Source organism: Streptomyces spinoverrucosus (assembly GCF_006539505.1).
GTDB lineage: Bacteria > Actinomycetota > Actinomycetes > Streptomycetales > Streptomycetaceae > Streptomyces > Streptomyces spinoverrucosus.
This window is the reverse complement of record NZ_BJND01000034.1, coordinates 1-17,679: the sequence shown is the minus strand read 5'-3', so window position 1 is coordinate 17,679 and position 17,679 is coordinate 1. Positions and strand designations below refer to the sequence as shown.

Genomic DNA, 17,679 nt, shown 5'->3' with positions numbered 1-17,679 from the left:
GATCGGCGCATCGGAAGAGCCCGAGCCGAGGAGTCGTTCCGTGATGACCCGTTCCACACGCCGGACCCACCGGACCCTTCGGGCGGCCGGCGCGGGAGCCGCCCTGCTGCTCGCCCTGACCGCCTGCTCCTCCGCGTCCGACACGGGCTCCTCCGCATCGCCGCAGGTGTCGGGCACGGTCACCGTCTTCGCCGCCGCATCCCTGGAGGAGAGCTTCACGAAGCTGGGCACGCAGTTCGAGCGGCAGTACCCAGGGACGAAGGTCACCTTCAGCTTCGGCGGCAGCGACTCCCTCGCCGCGAGCATCACGGGCGGCGCCCCGGCGGACGTCTTCGCGGCGGCCAGCCCCAAGACGATGAAGATCGTCACGGACGCCGGCGGCACGTCCGGCACACCCACCACCTTCGTCCGCAACCAGCTGGAGATCGCCACCCTGCCGGGCAACCCCGACAAGATCTCCTCCCTCAAGGACCTCACCGGGTCCGGCCTGAAGGCCGTCCTGTGCGACGAGTCCGTGCCGTGCGGCGCCGCCGCGAAGAAGGCCCTGGACGCGAGCAAGCTCGAACTCACGCCGGTCTCCTACGAGCAGGACGTCAAGGGCGCCCTGACGAAGGTCGAGCTGAAGGAGGCCGACGCCGCTGTCGTCTACAAGACCGATGTGCGGGCCGCCGGCGACAAGGTGACGGGCGTCGACTTCCCCGAGTCGGCCGACGCCATCAACGACTACCCGATCGCCCTGCTCAAGGACGCACCCAACGCTGAGGCGGCGCAGGCCTTCATCGACCTGGTGAAGTCGGCCGACGGCCAGAAGGTGCTCACCGAGGCCGGGTTCCTCACCCCGTGACCAGCCCCGCCGACACCCTCAAGGCCGGGCGCACCCGCACGAACGGGCGCCCGCGCATGGTACCGCTCCCCCTCCTCGTCCCCGCCCTGCTGGGCCTGGCGTTCCTGCTCCTCCCGCTCATAGCCCTCCTCATCCGCACGCCGTGGAGCACCCTGCCCGACCAGCTCACCAGCCCCGGGGTCTGGCAGGCCCTCCGGCTCTCCCTGGTCTGCGCCACGGCGGCGACCGCGCTGAGCCTGATCCTCGGCGTCCCGCTGGCCTGGCTGCTGGCCCGCACGGAGTTTCCCGGCCGCGGCCTGGTCCGCGCCCTGGTGACCCTGCCGCTGGTCCTGCCGCCGGTGGTCGGCGGCGTGGCCCTCCTCCTCGCGCTGGGCCGCAACGGGGTGGTCGGGCAGTGGTTGGACGCGTGGTTCGGCATCACCCTGCCGTTCACCACGACGGGTGTCGTGATCGCGGAGACGTTCGTGGCGATGCCGTTCCTGGTCATCAGCGTCGAGGGCACCTTGCGCGCCGCCGACCCCCGCTACGAGGAGGCGGCCATGACTTTGGGCGCGTCCCGCTTCACGGCGTTCCGCCGCGTCACCCTGCCCCTGATCGCCCCCGGCATCGCAGCGGGCGCGGTCCTGGCCTGGGCCCGCGCCCTCGGCGAATTCGGCGCCACGATCACCTTCGCCGGCAACTTCCCCGACCGCACCCAAACCATGCCCCTGGCGGTCTACCTGGCCCTCCAGAACGACCCAGCAGCCGCAATCGCCCTGAGCCTGGTCCTCCTCACGGTCTCAATCACGGTACTGGCAGCCCTACGAGACCGCTGGATGACCCCCTCATGACCCTCACAACCACCGCAGCTGCTGCGGACAGTCGTGCCGCCGGGCCGACACGAGCGCACACAGCAACCACCTCAGCCGCGGGCAGTCGCACCGCTGAGCCGACGCGAGCGCACACAGGAACCGCCGCAGCTGCGGGCAGTCGTACCGCTGGCGCGGCACGGGCGGGCGCAGCGGCACCCCGCCAGCGCAGGCGAGCGCCCCACCACCCACCGCCAGCCCCGCAACCACAGCCACCCGCACCCGCCCCAGCCACCCCAACGCCCATGCCGTACACCCACGCAGCCACGGACAGTCACACCGCCAGGCCGACACAAGCGCACACAGCAACGGCCGCAGCCACGGGCAGTGGCACCGCTGAGCCGACACGAGCGCACACAGCAACCACCGCTCCCGCGGGCAGTCGCACCGCCGGGGCAGCACGGGCGGGCGCAGCAACCGCCGTAGCCGCGGGCAGGCGCACCGCTGAGCCGACACGAGCGCACACAGCAACCACCGCTCCCGCGGGCAGTCACACCGCCGGGCCGACACGAGCACGCACAGCAGCCGCCGTAGCTGCGGGCAGTCGTGTCGCTGGGGCGGCACGGGTGGGCGCAGCGGCACCCCGCCAGCGCGGGCGAGCGTCCCAACCCGCCGTCGGCACCACGCCCGGCCCACCCCAATCCGGCCTCAGAATCCCCACCCCAGGACTCACCCCATGACCAACGTCGACGCCAAACCACCCACCACATCCCCAACACACCTCGCCCCCGAGGGCCTCCAAGCCCACCTGGTCGTCGACCACACCCCCTTCCGCCTGGACATCACGGTCACCGCCACCCCCGGCGAAGTACTAGCCCTCCTCGGCCCCAACGGCGCAGGCAAAACCACCGCCCTCCGCGCCCTCGCCGGCCTCACCCCCCTAGCCGCCGGCCACCTCCACCTGGACGGCACCGACCTCCACCGCACACCCCCCGAATCCCGCCCAGTAGGCGTCGTATTCCAGGACTACCTCCTCTTCCCTCACCTCACCGCCCTGGACAACGTCGCCTTCGGGCCCCGCTGCCACGGCGCCACCAAGCCCCAGGCCCGCGCCCAGGCAGCCGAGTGGCTGGCCCGCATGGGCCTGACCGACCACGCCTCCACCAAGCCCCGCCACCTCTCCGGCGGCCAGGCCCAACGCGTAGCTCTGGCCCGCGCCCTGGCCACCCACCCCCGGCTCCTCCTCCTCGACGAACCACTCGCCGCCCTCGACGCCCGCACCCGCCTGGAGGTCCGCGCCCAACTCCGCCGCCATCTGGCCGACTTCGAGGCAGTGGCCGTACTCGTCACCCACGATCCCCTGGACGCCATGGTCCTGGCGGACCGCCTGATCGTCATCGAGCACGGCAGCGTCGTCCAGGAAGGCACCCCCTCCGAGATCGCCCGCCGCCCCCGCACCGACTACGTGGCCCAACTCGTCGGCCTCAACCTCTACAAGGGCACCGCCGAGGGCCACACCGTGCACCTCGAAGCCGGCCCCACTCTCACCACCACCGAAGACCTCAAGGGCCCCGTCTTCGTCGCCTTCCCCCCAAGCGCGGTCACCCTCTACCGCGACCGCCCCACCACCTCCAGCGCCCGCAACCTCTGGCGCTGCGAGGTCGCTGGCCTGGAAACCCACGGCGACCAGATCCGCGCCGCCCTCTCCGGCGAACTCCCCCTCACCGCCGACCTCACCACAGTCGCCGCCGCCGAACTCGACCTGCACCCCGGCGCCCCCGTCTGGGCCACGGTCAAGGCCACCCAGACACACGCCTACCCCGCCTGAGACACCCCGCGTCAAACACAACGAGGGCCCCCACAAAGGGAGCCCTCGTCCACCCGCCTACGGCGCCTCAGTCCTCGTAGGCGTCCAACGGCGGGCAGGAACACACCAGGTTCCGATCCCCGAACGCCTGGTCGATCCGCCGCACCGGCGGCCAGTACTTGTCGGCGACCGACACCCCGTCCGGGAAGACGGCCTCGTCACGCGAGTACGCGTGCTTCCACTCACCACCCAACACGGCCGCGGTGTGCGGAGCGTTCCGCAGCGGATTGTCATCGGCCGGCCACTCCCCCGCCCCGACCTTCTCGATCTCCGCCCGAATCGCGATCATCGCCTCGCAGAACCGGTCGAGTTCGGTCAGATCCTCGGACTCGGTCGGCTCGATCATCAGCGTCCCCGCCACCGGGAACGACATCGTCGGCGCGTGGAACCCGTAGTCGATCAGCCGCTTGGCCACGTCATCGACACTCACACCCGTCGCCTTGGTCAACGGCCGCAGATCGATGATGCACTCGTGCGCGACCAGCCCACCCGGACCGGTGTACAGCACCGGGTAGTGCGGCTCCAGCCGCTTGGCGATGTAGTTGGCGCTCAGCACGGCCACCTGCGTGGCCCGCTTCAGCCCCTCGCCCCCCATGAGCCGCACATAGGCCCACGAGATCGGCAGAATCCCCGCCGATCCCCACGGCGCGGCCGAGATCGGCCCGACCCCGGTCTCCGGCCCGGCCGCAGGCTGCATCGGGTGGTTCGGCAGATACGGCGCCAGATGCGACCGTACGGCCACGGGACCGACGCCCGGCCCACCTCCGCCGTGCGGGATGCAGAACGTCTTGTGCAGGTTGAGGTGGGAGACGTCACCCCCGAAGTGCCCCGGCTTGGCAAGCCCGACCAGGGCGTTGAGGTTGGCCCCGTCGACGTAGACCTGCCCGCCGGCGTCGTGCACCTGAGCGCAGATCTCGGCGACATGCTCCTCGAACACACCGTGCGTGGAGGGGTACGTGATCATCAGCACCGCCAGCTCGTCGCGGTACTGCTCGATCTTCGCCCGCAGGTCCGCGACGTCGATCTCCCCGTCCTCGGCGGTCTTCACGACGACCACCTTCATGCCCGCCATGACGGCACTCGCGGCGTTCGTACCGTGCGCGGACGACGGGATCAGACACACGGTGCGCTGCTCGTCGCCGTTCGCCCGGTGGTACCCGCGCACAGCGAGCAGCCCGGCCAGCTCACCCTGTGACCCGGCGTTGGGCTGCAACGACACCTTGTCGTACCCGGTGACCTCGGCGAGACGTTCCTCCAGCTCACGAATGAGCGTCAGATACCCCTGGGCCTGCTCGGCGGGCGCGAAGGGATGCAGCTGCCCGAACTCGGGCCAGGTGACCGGCTCCATCTCCGTGGTGGCGTTGAGCTTCATCGTGCAGGAGCCCAGCGGGATCATGCCCCGGTCGAGCGCGTAGTCGCGGTCGGCCAGCCGGCGCAGGTAGCGCAGCATCGCGGTCTCGGAGCGGTGCTGGTGGAAGACCGGGTGGGCCAGGTAGTCGTCGGTGCGCAGCAACCCGCCCGGCAGCGCGTCCTCGGTGACACCGTCCAGCGCCTCGATGTCACCCTCGACCCCGAACGCCCCCCACACGGCGGCGATTTCGGCCCGCGCGGTGGTCTCGTCACAGGCCATGGAGACGTGGTCGGCGTCCACGAGCCGCAGGTTGACACCGTTCTCCCGGGCAGCGGCGACGACCTCGGCCGCCCGCCCCGGCACTCGCGCGGTGACGGTGTCGAAGTAGGCGCCGTGGACGATCTCGACGCCGCCGTCGCGCAGGCCCGCGGCGAGGATCGCGGCGTACCGGTGCGTGCGCCGCGCGATGCCCTTGAGCCCCTCGGGCCCGTGGTACACGGCGTACATCCCGGCCATCACCGCGAGCAGCACCTGTGCGGTGCAGATGTTGCTGGTCGCCTTCTCCCGCCGGATGTGCTGCTCACGCGTCTGCAGCGCGAGCCGGTAGGCCTTGTTGCCGTCGGCGTCGACCGACACGCCAACGAGCCGCCCGGGCAGGCTGCGCGCGAACTTCTCCTGCACCGCCATGTAGCCGGCGTGCGGCCCACCGAAGCCCATCGGCACACCGAAGCGCTGCGTCGTACCGACCGCGATGTCCGCGCCCAGCTCACCCGGCGACTTCAGCAGCGTCAGCGCCAGCAGGTCGGCAGCGACGGTGACGAGTGCGCCCAGTTCGTGTGCCTGGTCGATGACCGGCTTGATGTCGCGTACGGCCCCGGAGGCGCCCGGGTACTGGATCAGCACGCCGTTGATCTCACGCTCGGCGAGCTCGGCCGGGATGCCCTCGCTGAGGTCGGCGACGACGACCTCGACCTCCGTCGGCTCGGCGCGGGTCTGGATCACGGCGATGGTCTGCGGCAGCACGTCCGCGTCGACCAGGAACAGGCCCTTCTTGTTCTTGCCCATGCGCCGGGACAGCGCCATCGCCTCGGCGGCCGCCGTGCCCTCGTCGAGCAGCGAGGCACCGGAGGTCGGCAGCCCGGTGAGGTCGGCGACCACGGTCTGGAAGTTCAGCAGCGCCTCCAGCCGGCCCTGCGAGATCTCCGGCTGGTACGGGGTGTAGGCCGTGTACCAGGCCGGGTTCTCCATGACGTTGCGCAGGATGACGGGCGGAGTGAACGTCCCGTAGTACCCGATCCCGATCATGGAGCTCAGGACCTGGTTGCCGTCGGCGAGGGAGCGCAGCTCGCGCAGCACCTCGGCCTCGGTGCGCGCGCCCGGCAGGTCCAGGGCGTCTGCGTTCTTGATCACATCCGGTACCGCGGCGGCGGTGAGCTCGTCGAGCGAGCCGTAGCCGACCTGCGCGAGCATCTTCGCCCGCGCCTCCTGGTCGGGCCCGATGTGGCGCTGCTCGAAGGGCGTGCCCTGTTCGAGCTCGGAGAGCGGAATGCGCTGGGCGGTCATTTGCGGAGGCCTCCTGGTCTGACGCGACCTTCGAGGGGCACCACGGCACGGGTGCCCCGACGGCCTCCCCCTCTGTCATCTCAACCTGAGAGCTTCACCGGCCGCCCGAGGACGCCCGGCTTGCACCGTCGGTGAGAGCGGAAGCCGTGACACCCGCCCTGCTTTCCAGAGTGACCTCGTCCGTGCGGTACGTGGGCCTGAGAGATTCCGGGGAGGATTTGCTCCTTCGGCGCCTCCGGTGGTGTCCGGAGAGCTCTCCCGCACGGGGTCAGCAGCCGCTTGTCAGACTACCAGCGAGGTCAACGCCCGGGCCTTCGAGTGGCCGCGTTCCGCAATGTGCTCTTTCGTAGTGCTTACGGATGAGGTGCGAGCAAGTGGAGGGCCCGTGCAGACCGACATCGATCCGCGCAACCTGATCGGCCGCAAGGCCTTCGACCGCAACGGCACCAAGATCGGCACCATCGACGAGGTCTACCTCGACGACGCGACCGGCGTTCCGGAGTGGGCCGCCATACGTACCGGCCTGTTCAGCAGGGACGCCTTCGTCCCCCTGGAGCCCAGTGACCTGGTCGACGGCAGCCTGCACGTCCCCTTCGAGCGCGCCCTGATCAAGGACGCCCCCGACTTCGGCGTCGGCCGCCACCTGTCCCCGGAGCAGGAACTCCAGCTCTACCACCACTACGGCCTCGACGTGGCCGCTCCGCCCGCGCTCCCGGACCGCGACTTCGGCAGGCTCGCCGGCTCGGACGAGACGTGACCCGGAGGGCTCAGCCCTGCAGCTCGGGTCTTCGCGCCACCAGCGGCAGCGGATCCGCCGGCTCCAGCGCGGGATCGTCGATCCGGAAGGTCCGTACCCGCCCGGGCTCGGAGTCGGGCGTCTCGAACCGCACGGTCACCCTCCCCAGCCCACTGCCCTGCACCCACCCGTGCCCGTACTCGGCGTGCCGCACATCGATCCCGGCAGCCCACCGCCGCTCTGCGGGCCCGGCCTCCTCCCGCACGGGCTCGTCCGCCACGTCCTCCGCCAACCCCTCGACCCGCTCCCCCGCCGCCTGCGCGAACAGATCCTCCTGCGTGTAGTCGGCCAGCCCGCTGACCCCCACTCCCAGCAGCCGCACACCCCCTGTCGTGTCCACGGACTCCAGCAGCCGCGCCGCGGCCTCCCGCACCACCGCCGGATCGTCCGTGGGCCCACGCAACGTCTCGGACCGGGTCAGCGTCGAGAAGTCGTACCGCCGCACCTTCAGTACGATCGTCCGCCCCGACAGCCCGGCCCCGCGCAGCCGCCGCACACACCGGTCCGCGAGCCGCTGCACCTCGAGACCGACCCGGAGGCGGTCGTGGATGTCCACGTCGTAGGTGTCCTCGACCGACACGGACTTCGTCTCCCGCTCGGCCACCACCGGCCGGTCGTCGTGGGCCAGCGCCATCGCGTACAGCGCGTGCCCGTGCGCCTTCCCCAGCAGCCGTACGAGCTCGTCCTCGCCCGCCTCGGCGATCTCCTCGACCGTGGTGATCCCGGCCCGCCGCAGGTGGTCGCCCGTCGCGGGCCCCACTCCCGGCAGCGTCCGCACCGGCATCGGCCCGAGCAGTGCCCGCTCGGTGCCCGGCTCGATCAGCACCAGCCCGTCCGGCTTGGCCTGCTCGGAGGCGATCTTCGCAAGCATCTTGGAGGCGGCGAGCCCGACGGATCCGGTGAGGCCGGTGACGGCCCGGATGTCGGCCCGCAGCTTGACCCCCACCAGCCGCGCCGACTCCCGGTCCCAGGCCGCCCCACCGGCCTCCAGGTCCACGAACGCCTCGTCCAGGCTCAGCGGCTCCACCAGCGGCGACAGCGCCCGCAGCAGGCCCATCACCTGCTCACTGATCGTCCGGTAGAACCCGAAGCGCGGCACCAGATACGCGGCGTTCGGCGCGAGCCGGCGCGCCTGGGCCATGGGCATCGCCGAATGCACGCCGAACACCCGGGCCTCATACGAGCAGGTCGCCACCACCCCGCGCGGCCCGAGCCCACCCACGATCACGGCTTTTCCGCGCAGGCTCGGCTTGGATGCCTGCTCCACCGATGCGAAGAAGGCATCCATGTCGAGATGCAGGATCGTGGGCGCGGTTCTCACATGTCCGATGCTGCCTCACGCCACTGACAATGCCCCCCGCAACCACCGGACAGCTGTGCGAAGGGCCCGCAAAGGGCCTCAGACGGCCCGGTTGCGCCGCCGCGCCAGCTCGTCCGCCGGGTTGTGCCCGACGAGCGTCTCACCGGTGTCGATACGCTCGCCGTGCAGCTGTGACAGGGCGCTCTCCACGTCCCGCCACACCACGCCGACGGCGATCCCGAAGATGCCCTGGCCGCCCTGGAGCAACGCGTGGACCTCGTCGGGCGAGGTGCACTCGTAGACAGTGGCGCCGTCGCTCATCAGCGTCATCCGCTCCAGATCGCGGAAGCCACGCTCCCGCAGGTGCTGGACGGTGGTGCGGATGTTCTGCAGCGACACCCCGGTGTCCAGGAACCGCTTGACGATCTTCAGGACGACGACGTCCCGGAAGCTGTACAGACGCTGCGTCCCGGACCCGTAGGCAGGCCGCACGCTCGGCTCGACGAGCCCGGTGCGGGCCCAGTAGTCCAGTTGCCGATAAGTAATGCCGGCGGCCGCACAGGCCGTCGGTCCGCGGTATCCGATCTCCTCGGACGCCATGGGCGCCGCCCCTCCGCCGCCGGGAACGGCCGTCGGTCGCTGCGCAGCGTGATCGCTCGCCCTGCCGTGCGGGGCGTACCCCCCACTCGGGCGGAGCCGAGAGCTCGGGGGAGGGTACGGACCGCTTTCCCCGAAACTGCGTCCGGGGGCACCCCCAGCCGTACCGTCGCCGCTGCTTCTCACGCCGACCTCCGTCCTTGACCTGCCTTCTCGACGGTAGGCAGTCACCAAGGGTGCGTCAACGATCGCCACACTCGGCACGCCGAGTGATAATCACCCTAAGAGTGGTTTCCCGCACCCAACCGCGGGGAAAGGCTAGCCGAATGCTCTGACGGGAAGCCGCCGGACGCTCTCACTCGCCACTGGCACGTGCCGGGGCACGGACCGCCACCCGGCACGCACCGACCCGCCGCGGACCGTACGTCCGCCCGGGCCGGCCACGTCTCACTGGCTGCTGGTGCCGAAGTCCTCGGGGGAGATCTGGTCGAGGAACTCCCGGAACTTCTCCACCTCGTCCTCCTGCTCGTCGGGGATCGCGATACCGGCGTCGTCGAGCACCCCGTCACTGCCGTAGATCGGCGTGCCGGTGCGCAGGGCAAGCGCTATGGCATCGGACGGACGGGCGCTCACCTCGACGCCGCTGGCGAAGACCAGCTCGGCGTAGAAGACGCCTTCACGCAGGTCCGTGATGCGTACTTCGGTGAGCTCCTGGCCAACGGCTTCCAGCACGTCCTTGAACAGGTCGTGGGTCAGCGGTCGCGCGGGGGCCATGCCCTGCTGGGCGAAGGCGATCGCCGTCGCCTCCCCCGGCCCGATCCAGATGGGGAGGTAACGGTCGCCTCCCACTTCACGCAGGAGCACGATCGGTTGGTTGGAGGGCATTTCGACCCGGACACCTACGACATCGAGCTCGTTCACACAGCAACCCTAGGCCGTGCCCGGGACGTTTGGGTAGTCGGGCCACGATCGACCACGGGATCCGGCCGCCGCAGGCCCCCAACCCGCGGTGCCCCTTGCCCCCGCCGCAACGGACCGCAGCCGCTCATGAACCCCGACAGCCCTGCTCAGACACGCACCCAGCCGCCACCAGCCGGTTCGGAGCTCCGCAGGCCCCCAGAGGCGCGCACCGTCTCTCAGGTCCACCTGAAGCCCTCCCCAGCCGCAGATCGGGTCAGCCTCACGCCCGCTCCCCTCAGCCCCAGGTACATGCACCCCCGCTCAGGGCAACCGCACGCCAAGGGCACTCTGCACCAACGCCGCATGCAGCTTCACCGTGAGCCCGGCCAGCTCCTTCGTCCGCGCCTCCGCATGCGCCCTCGTCTGCGGATTCCGGTGCCGTTTCAGAGGTGCCACCACCTGGTCCACGAGCCCCGCCTCACGATCAGCCGCAGCCTTCATCGCCCTCAGGTGCCGTGGCTCGATCCCGAACCGCCCCAGCTCGACGACGAGCGCCGCCACGGTGACCGCCTCCGCGTCGTACACCCCGTCCGCCACGGGTGTGACCAGCCCATACGACTCCCACTCGACGAGTTCCTGCTCACCGATTCCGGCCGCCGCCAGCAACTCGGCACGCCCGATCCGCGCCGCCGTCGGCCCGTCGGAGGCCTCGACGGCAGGCACGGCCTCACCGTCACGCTGTCGGCCCAGCGTCGGCAGCCGCACCTGCTCCCCGCGCTCCATCGCCTCAAGGTGCTCACGGATCACCTTGAGCGGCAGATAGTGGTCACGCTGCATCCGCAGCACATGCCCGAGCCGCTCGACGTCATCCGCGCTGAACTTGCGATACCCGGAAGGCGTCCGCTGCGGCTCGATCAGCCCCTCCGACTCCAAGAAACGGATCTTGGAGATCGTGACCTCGGGAAACTCCTCACGCAGCACGTTCAACACCGTGCCGATACTCATCAGCCCGCTGCCCGCGGCGGCGGCACCGTACCCGGCACCGCCGCTCGGTGTGTGACGCATGGACCTTCCCTCGGAGTCCCTCCGGACTGATTCCGGAGGAGGGTCAGATGCCCTGCCGGCTCGCGTAGAAGACCAGCCGGTACTTGCCGATCTGCACCTCGTCACCGTTGGACAGAGCGACCTGGTCGATCCGCTCGCGGTTGACGTACGTGCCGTTCAGGCTGCCCACGTCGGCCACTGTGAACGACCCGTCCGGGCTGCGCCGGAACTCCACATGGCGGCGCGAGACCGTCACGTCGTCCAGGAAGATGTCGCTCTGCGGATGACGCCCGGCCGTGGTCAGGTCGCTGTCCAGCAGGAAACGGCTGCCCGAGTTCGGCCCCCGGCGCACCACCAGCAGCGCGGATCCCAGCGGCAGCGCGTCCACCGCGGCCTGGGCCTCGGGAGTCAGCATCGGCAGCGGCGTCTGCCCGGTGGCCTCGGCGTCGTACGCCTCAAGGCCACTGATGGAGATCGTGGAGGTCGTCTCCGACGGACGCTCGGCCGCCACCCCCGCCCGCAGCGGCGCACCGCAGTTGGAACAGAAACGGCTGCTTTCCGCGTTGCGGTTACCGCACCTCGTACAGACCAGGGCCGACATGGATGGATCCTCCTGCCGCGGCTGCCCCGCAGGGGCGTGGGACGCGTACGGGTCGGCGGGGAACCCTCCACCCGTACTTGAGGTTGACGGTTGCCCGAAACCTATGCCGCCGGCCTGGGCAGGGTCAACCGACGGCGCGCCCTGACCACCGGAAATGTCACCGCCCGGACCAGCGACCTGGTCCCGGAACAGCGGGCGCTGGCCCTCCGCGTCAGGCTGTGCGCGATGGCGAGCGGTCGCGTTGCCGCTGCCTTCTCGCGCGCTCTTGCCGAACAACTTCGCAAACAACTTCACGGGCGATTCCCCTTGACCGAAACAGACCCGCCCGTGGGGCAGGACGAACCCTGACTGCACACTCTGGCCGACCCGGACATCCTCACAACGTCCGTAACCACCAGACAGTTTCCACCACGCACCACCCATTCGGTGCGTCGACCCCCCGCAACCTCATGCCCTCCCCGGACGTCCCCCATGCACCCCCGGTTCACTGGGAGGACGACCGAGCGTAGTCAGGTCGCTTCGCCGCTCGCAAGGCGTCCACGACGATCTTGTCCGATCGCTCAAGGGTCACGCCGGCCTGCTCCTTCTCAAGCGTCTGCACCACGCCTCCTGGGATGTTGAGCGCCGGTTCGAGGTCCTGCGGCTTGCCGATGACCTTGAAACGATAGGGAGCGTTGATCTTGTTCCCGTCGACGCTCACACTTTGCCCGGAGTCCGTCAGGTAGGTACTCGCGACAACCCGCACGCCGTTCACCTGGATCGCCTCCGCGCCGGCCGCGCGCAGCTCCTGGATCGCGTCGAGCAACATGTCCGCCTCGACCGTCCCCTTCGTGTCGTCGATGGTCATCGTGATGCCGGGCCCCTGTGCCGCCACCGTGCCCGCCAGCACGCCGAGTTGCCGTTCCTTCTCGATCGTCTGCCGCCGGGCCTCCTCGGCCTGGTTCGAGCTGTTCTCCAGTTCGTCCCGCTGCTTTTCGAGACCCTGCTTCTCGTCCTCAAGACGCTGAGTACGGTCGTCCAGTTCATCGAGGATCCGCACAAGATCCTCCTGCCGGGCGCCCCGCAGGGCACTGTCGCCATCACTGTTCGACGCGACCTGCACGGCGAGGCCAAAGCCGAGCCCGAACAGCAGTAGAGCGACGATGAGTTGGGCCCGGGTGACCCGCGGCGGCCACAGCCCGTTCACGAGCCGCTGCCGCCCGGTGACCTCCGGCTGGGCCTCCTCCTCGGCGCTGTGCACGCGCTCCGCGGTTCCCTCGGTCGGCGTGGCTTCGGCCTGCACCTCTTCGGGCAGTTCCTTGCGCAGCGGGTTCGCGTCCGTCTTCTGGTCCTGGTCGCTCATCGGCCTCACGCCCGGAACACGTGCCGGCGGATGGCCGCGGCATTGGAGAAGATCCGGATGCCGAGGACGACCACGACACCGGTGGACAGCTGGGCACCGACGCCCAATTCGTCGCCCAGGAACACGATCAGCGCGGCGACGACCACGTTCGACAGGAACGACACCACGAAGACCTTGTCGTCGAAGATGCCGTCGAGCATGGCCCGCAATCCTCCGAAGACGGCATCGAGGGCCGCCACCACGGCGATCGGCAGATAAGGCTCGACAACCGCCGGAACCTCGGGCCGGACCAACAGGCCGGCCACGACTCCCACGACGAGGCCCAGTACGGCGATCACGATGTGCCTTTCTCAGTTCTCTGCTGTGCTGACTCGGTTATCGGCTGTGCTGTGCGAACGATCACACTGGGCGCGGCCGGCAACCGGAGGTCCCCCTCCACGGAGATGCTCGTCCGGATGCCGAAGTTCTCCTGCAGGGCATGCAGATACAGCCCGTCCGCGCTGTTCTGGAACTTCGAGCTCAACGCATCGCCGTCCCCCACCGCGAGCACGGTGTACGGCGGCACCAGCGGCCTGTTGTCGACCAGTATCGCGTCGCCCGCGGCCCTGATCGCGGACAACGCCGTCAGCCGCTGCCCGTTGATGGAGACGGCCTCGGCGCCCGACTCCCACAGCCCGTTCACCACGCGCTGCATGTCCCGGTCGCGTACCCGCCCCGTGTCGGAGAAGCCACTCGTCCCACGCGGGTCGCTGTCCCCGCCGGCGGCGGCCTCCTCGGCGTCGTTCACGACCAACTTCACACCGGGCCCGTGCACTTCCGAGGCACCGGACAGGATGCCGACCAGTTCGGCCTGGTCACCGCCGCCACTCTGCTTGAGCGCCTCCCGCTGCCGGGCACTCACATCGTCCCGCAGCTTGTCGATGGTGCTCTCCAGCTCGTCCGCCGCCGCGGTCTCCCGGTCGATCCGGTCGATGAGCTCCTCGCGCTCCTTGGCGACGACCGGCGCCGCCACGCGCGCCTGTGCCGCGCCGACGGTCACGACCAGAGCCGCGAGCACCAGGCCTGCGGCGAGACCGAGCTTCGCCCTGAGGGTCTTGGGCAGGCCCCCGGCGCCCGCGGCCTTCTTACGGGCCGCCGCCTCGGCATAGCCGTCGTCGAGGCTGTGATCCATGACGTTGGTGAGCAGCGACATGGACGCGTCCGGGCGCGAGGGGCGCGGAGGAGTGCTCCGAACGGGGGGCTGCTGCGGCATGCCGCACATCGTCGCACGTCGCGCCCGCTACCTCCGAATGGCCCCACCGGCGTGCCGGACAGGCCCCCTTGGGGACACTTGTCCGGCACGCGCGCGTGCAGCTGCTTTACCGGCCGGCGCTGTCCACGACCGCCGACCACTCGTCGAGCAGGGCCTGCGCGGATGCGTCGTCCGGCCCCTCCGCCCACAGGTGGGTGACCGCCTCGGCCGGGTCGGGCAGCACCATCACCCAGCGCCCGTCGGCCTCGACCACGCGCACCCCGTCCGTGGTGTCCACGTCGCGATCTCCGGCCGCCTCGACGACCCGCCGCATCACCAGTCCCTTGACGGCCCAAGGAGTCGCCAGATCCCGCTTGAGGACGTGCGCCCGCGGAATACGCGCGTCGATCTGGCTCAGCGTGAGCTGCGTCCGCGCCACCAGCCCGATCAACCGCACGAAAGCCGCCGTACCGTCGAAGACACTGCTGAACTCCGGGACGATGAAGCCGCCCTTGCCGTCACCACCGAAGATCGTCGACTCGTCGTGGCCGACCCGGGTCAGATCGTCGGGCGAGGTGGTGGTCCACTCGACCTGGGTGCCGTGGTACGCCGCGACCTGCTCGGCGATCCTCGTCGTGGTCACCGGCAGCGCGACCCGCCCGCTGCGACGCTCCGCGGCGACCAGGTCGAGCATCACGAGCAGCGCCCGGTCGTCCTCGACGATCCGCCCCTTCTCGTCGACCAGCGAAAGCCGCTCGCCAACGGGATCGAACCGCACACCGAACGCGGCCCGCGCGGACGCCACGATCTCTCCCAGCCGCACCAGCCCCGACCGCCGGGCATCCGCCGACTCCGTCGGCCTGGACTCGTCCAGACCGGGATTGATCGTCAGCGAATCCACACCCAGCTTCCCGAGCAGACTGGGCAACACCAGCCCCGCGCTTCCGTTCGACGCGTCGACGACGACCTTCAGCCCCGACTCGGCGATCCCCGTGGTGTCGACATTCCGCAACAGGGACCCGGTGTACGAGTCGAAAACGCTGGCCGGGAAATGCAGATCCCCGATCTCACCCGGGAACGCCCGCCGGTACTCCTGACGCGCGAACACCCGGTCCAACTTCCGCTGACTCGCCTGCGAAAGATCGGCACCCTGCCCGTCGAAGAACATGATGTCCACGGAATCCGGCACCCCGGGCGTGGTCCGGATCATGATCCCGCCGGCACTGCCCCTAGCGGTCTGCTGCCGCGCTACCGGCAGCGGTACGTTTTCCAGATCGCGTACGTCGATGGCGCTGGCCTGCAGCGCGGAGATCACCGCCCGCTTCAGCGCACGGGCACCACGGGAGTGGTCACGGGCCGTCGTGACGGTGGAGCCCTTCTTCAAGGTCGTCGCGTAGGCGCCGGCCAGCCGCACGGCCAGCTCCGGCGTGATCTCGACGTTCAGGATTCCGGAAACCCCACGGGCGCCGAAGAGGTGGGCCTGCCCCCGCGATTCCCATATGACCGAGGTGTTGACGAAGGCACCGGCCTCGATGGTCTTGAACGGGTAGACCCGCACATTGCCCTGAACGATCGATTCTTCACCGATCAGGCACTCATCCCCGATGACCGCGCCGTCCTCGATCCGGGCCGCACGCATGATGTCGGTGTTCTTCCCGACGACACAGCCCCGCAGATTGCTGTGCTGCCCGACATACACGTTGTCGTGCACAACGGCCTTGTGCAGGAAGGCCCCGCTCTTGACGACGACGTTGGAGCCGACGACGGTGTGCTCACGGATTTCCGCTCCGGCCTCGACCTTCGCGTAGTCGCCGATATAGAGCGGCCCTCGAAGCACCGCATCGGGATGCACTTCCGCTCCCTCGGCCACCCACACGCCCGGGGAGATCTCGAAGCCGTCGATCTCGACGTCGACCTTGCCCTCCAGGACATCGGCCTGCGCCTTCACATAGCTCTCGTGCGTGCCGACGTCCTCCCAGTAGCCCTCGGCGACATAGCCGTAGACCAGCTTGCCCTCCTTCATAAGCTGCGGGAAGACATCGCCGGACCAGTCGACGGGCACATCGGCCTCGACATAGTCGAAGACCTCGGGCTCCATGACGTAGATACCGGTGTTCACGGTGTCCGAGAAGACCTGGCCCCAGGTCGGCTTCTCCAGGAACCGCTCGACCTTGCCCTCTTCGTCGACGATCGTGATGCCGAATTCCAAGGGGTTCGGGACACGGGTCAGACAGACCGTGACCAGCGCGCCCTTTTCCTTGTGGAAGTTGATCAGTTCGGTGAGGTCGAAGTCGGTCAGGGCATCACCGGAGATGACCAGGAACGTGTCGTCCTTCAACGCCTCCTCAGCGTTCTTGACACTGCCGGCGGTACCGAGTGGCTTCTCCTCGTTGGCATAGGTGAGCTCCATTCCGAGCTCTTCGCCGTCACCGAAGTAGTTCTTGACCAGCGAGGCAAGGAACTGGACAGTTACGACGGTCTCGTTGAGCCCATGCCTTTTGAGCAGCCGCAGAACGTGCTCCATGATCGGCCGGTTGGCCACCGGCAGGAGCGGCTTGGGCATGCTTGAGGTCATGGGGCGAAGGCGTGTGCCTTCGCCACCGGCCATCACGACGGCCTTCATGTCGGAAGCGTCCTCCTCGAAGAGACGACGGTCTAGCCGACTTCACCCGTCCGAATTGTCCCGCACTTTTCCCTCGCGGGCCATCGCACCGCTACGGAAGCACAATCGGCGAGCTCAATCGGCCATGGTGTCCGCCCGAACCAGACGGCGGACTTGTACCACGTAGAGGACTCCTGCCCACCAATAGAGGGTTGTACCCCATCCGGCGAACGCCCATCCGAAAATAGCAGCGAGTGACGAGATCCATCCGCTTCCGTCACTGAGCAACAGCAGCGGGAACGCGTACATCAGGTTGAAGGTGGCGGCCTTGCCGAGGAAGTTCACCTGCGGCGGCGGATAGCCGTGGCGCCTGAGGATGCCCACCATCACCAGCAGAACCAGTTCTCGCGCCAGCAGTACAGCGGTCAACCATAGGGGCAGAATCTCACGCCAGGTGAGCCCGACCAGGGTCGAGAGGATGTAGAGCCGGTCCGCGGCGGGATCAAGGAGCCGGCCGAGGCTGCTGATCTGGTTCCAGCGCCGCGCGAGTTTGCCGTCCAGGTAGTCACTGATCCCGCTCAGAGCCAGCACGAGCAGCGCCCAGCCGTCACTCTTCGGTCCCCCGAACTCGGGCCTGAGGATCAACCACAGGAAGAGGGGTACGCCGACGAGCCGAGCCATGCTGAGGATGTTCGGGATGGTGAGGACCCGGTCCGTCTGAACGCGGGTCTCCTGGACCTCCAACCGGGGGCCTCCTGTCGAAAACGAGCCAATGGTGCCCCCTGACCTTACCTCAACGCAAAAAAGCTCCGGCCCCTGGGCCATGTGCCCAAGAGCCGGAGCTCAAAAGGTA

Annotated in this window: 14 protein-coding genes, 1 pseudogene and 1 riboswitch; of the genes and pseudogenes, 4 read left to right on the top strand and 11 right to left on the bottom strand. The window is 69.4% G+C overall.

Translation table 11 applies throughout. The annotated features are described in order from the left end of the window. The first annotated feature begins 43 nt into the window (after window positions 1–43). The 3 genes from modA (at window position 44) to SSP24_RS23155 (ending at window position 3,460) form a co-directional block, all read left to right on the top strand. Window positions 44–844 carry a molybdate ABC transporter substrate-binding protein gene (modA, locus tag SSP24_RS23170; protein ID WP_141311609.1) on the top strand — a complete coding sequence of 267 codons (801 nt, stop codon included), beginning with the start codon at window positions 44–46 and terminating at the stop codon, window positions 842–844. Between the two features lie 56 nt (window positions 845–900). After that, window positions 901–1,674, top strand: coding sequence for an ABC transporter permease (locus SSP24_RS23165; protein ID WP_141311619.1), 774 nt, complete (start codon window positions 901–903; stop codon window positions 1,672–1,674). A 694-nt stretch (window positions 1,675–2,368) separates the two neighbouring features. Then, on the top strand, window positions 2,369–3,460 hold the full coding sequence (locus SSP24_RS23155) for an ABC transporter ATP-binding protein (RefSeq protein WP_141311607.1): 1,092 nt from the start codon (window positions 2,369–2,371) through the stop codon (window positions 3,458–3,460). A gap of 67 nt (window positions 3,461–3,527) precedes the next feature. On the opposite strand, the gene gcvP is transcribed toward SSP24_RS23155, so the two are convergent. After that, window positions 3,528–6,413, bottom strand: a complete 2,886-nt coding sequence (gene gcvP, locus SSP24_RS23150) for an aminomethyl-transferring glycine dehydrogenase (protein WP_141311606.1) — start codon at window positions 6,411–6,413, stop codon at window positions 3,528–3,530. A gap of 175 nt (window positions 6,414–6,588) precedes the next feature. Continuing rightward, a riboswitch (glycine riboswitch) is annotated at window positions 6,589–6,684 on the bottom strand. 114 nt (window positions 6,685–6,798) lie between these two features. Here gcvP and SSP24_RS23145 point away from each other — a divergent pair. Then, a complete protein-coding gene (locus SSP24_RS23145) occupies window positions 6,799–7,170 on the top strand; it encodes a PRC-barrel domain-containing protein (protein ID WP_174864695.1) in 372 nt (123 codons plus the stop codon). On the opposite strand, the pseudogene SSP24_RS23140 reads toward SSP24_RS23145, so the two are convergent. The 10 genes and pseudogenes from SSP24_RS23140 to clsA all read right to left on the bottom strand — a co-directional run bounded on the left by SSP24_RS23140 (window position 7,092) and on the right by clsA (window position 17,570). Continuing rightward, window positions 7,092–8,530 (bottom strand): annotated as a pseudogene (locus SSP24_RS23140) (DNA polymerase IV). The gene SSP24_RS23145 and the pseudogene SSP24_RS23140 sit on opposite strands and share 79 nt — an antisense overlap. Window positions 8,531–8,608: 78 nt before the next feature. Beyond that, window positions 8,609–9,292, bottom strand: a complete 684-nt coding sequence (locus SSP24_RS23135) for a MerR family transcriptional regulator (protein WP_141311603.1) — start codon at window positions 9,290–9,292, stop codon at window positions 8,609–8,611. 261 nt (window positions 9,293–9,553) lie between these two features. After that, complete coding sequence (locus SSP24_RS23130) at window positions 9,554–10,027, bottom strand: bifunctional nuclease family protein (protein WP_004002801.1); 474 nt, start codon at window positions 10,025–10,027, stop codon at window positions 9,554–9,556. Between the two features lie 300 nt (window positions 10,028–10,327). After that, on the bottom strand, window positions 10,328–11,071 hold the full coding sequence (gene ftsR / locus SSP24_RS23125; protein WP_141311602.1) for a transcriptional regulator FtsR: 744 nt from the start codon (window positions 11,069–11,071) through the stop codon (window positions 10,328–10,330). A 43-nt stretch (window positions 11,072–11,114) separates the two neighbouring features. Next, window positions 11,115–12,074: a zinc-ribbon and FHA domain-containing protein gene (locus SSP24_RS23120; protein ID WP_141311601.1), complete on the bottom strand. Its 960-nt coding sequence runs from the start codon at window positions 12,072–12,074 to the stop codon at window positions 11,115–11,117. Window positions 12,075–12,135: 61 nt separating this feature from the next. Next, window positions 12,136–12,993 carry a DUF881 domain-containing protein gene (locus tag SSP24_RS23115; RefSeq protein WP_141311600.1) on the bottom strand — a complete coding sequence of 286 codons (858 nt, stop codon included), beginning with the start codon at window positions 12,991–12,993 and terminating at the stop codon, window positions 12,136–12,138. A gap of 5 nt (window positions 12,994–12,998) precedes the next feature. Then, a complete protein-coding gene (locus SSP24_RS23110; protein WP_030808725.1) occupies window positions 12,999–13,331 on the bottom strand; it encodes a small basic family protein in 333 nt (110 codons plus the stop codon). Then, a complete protein-coding gene (locus SSP24_RS23105) occupies window positions 13,328–14,245 on the bottom strand; it encodes a DUF881 domain-containing protein (RefSeq protein WP_229866291.1) in 918 nt (305 codons plus the stop codon). Before SSP24_RS23105 ends, SSP24_RS23110 begins: the two co-directional genes overlap by 4 nt. 106 nt (window positions 14,246–14,351) lie before the next feature. Further along, window positions 14,352–16,847, bottom strand: a complete 2,496-nt coding sequence (locus tag SSP24_RS23100; protein ID WP_141311598.1) for a mannose-1-phosphate guanyltransferase — start codon at window positions 16,845–16,847, stop codon at window positions 14,352–14,354. Between the two features lie 114 nt (window positions 16,848–16,961). Beyond that, entirely contained in the window at window positions 16,962–17,570 is a 609-nt protein-coding gene (gene clsA / locus SSP24_RS23095) for a cardiolipin synthase ClsA (RefSeq protein WP_121895728.1), read from the bottom strand. Between the last annotated feature and the right edge of the window lie 109 nt (window positions 17,571–17,679).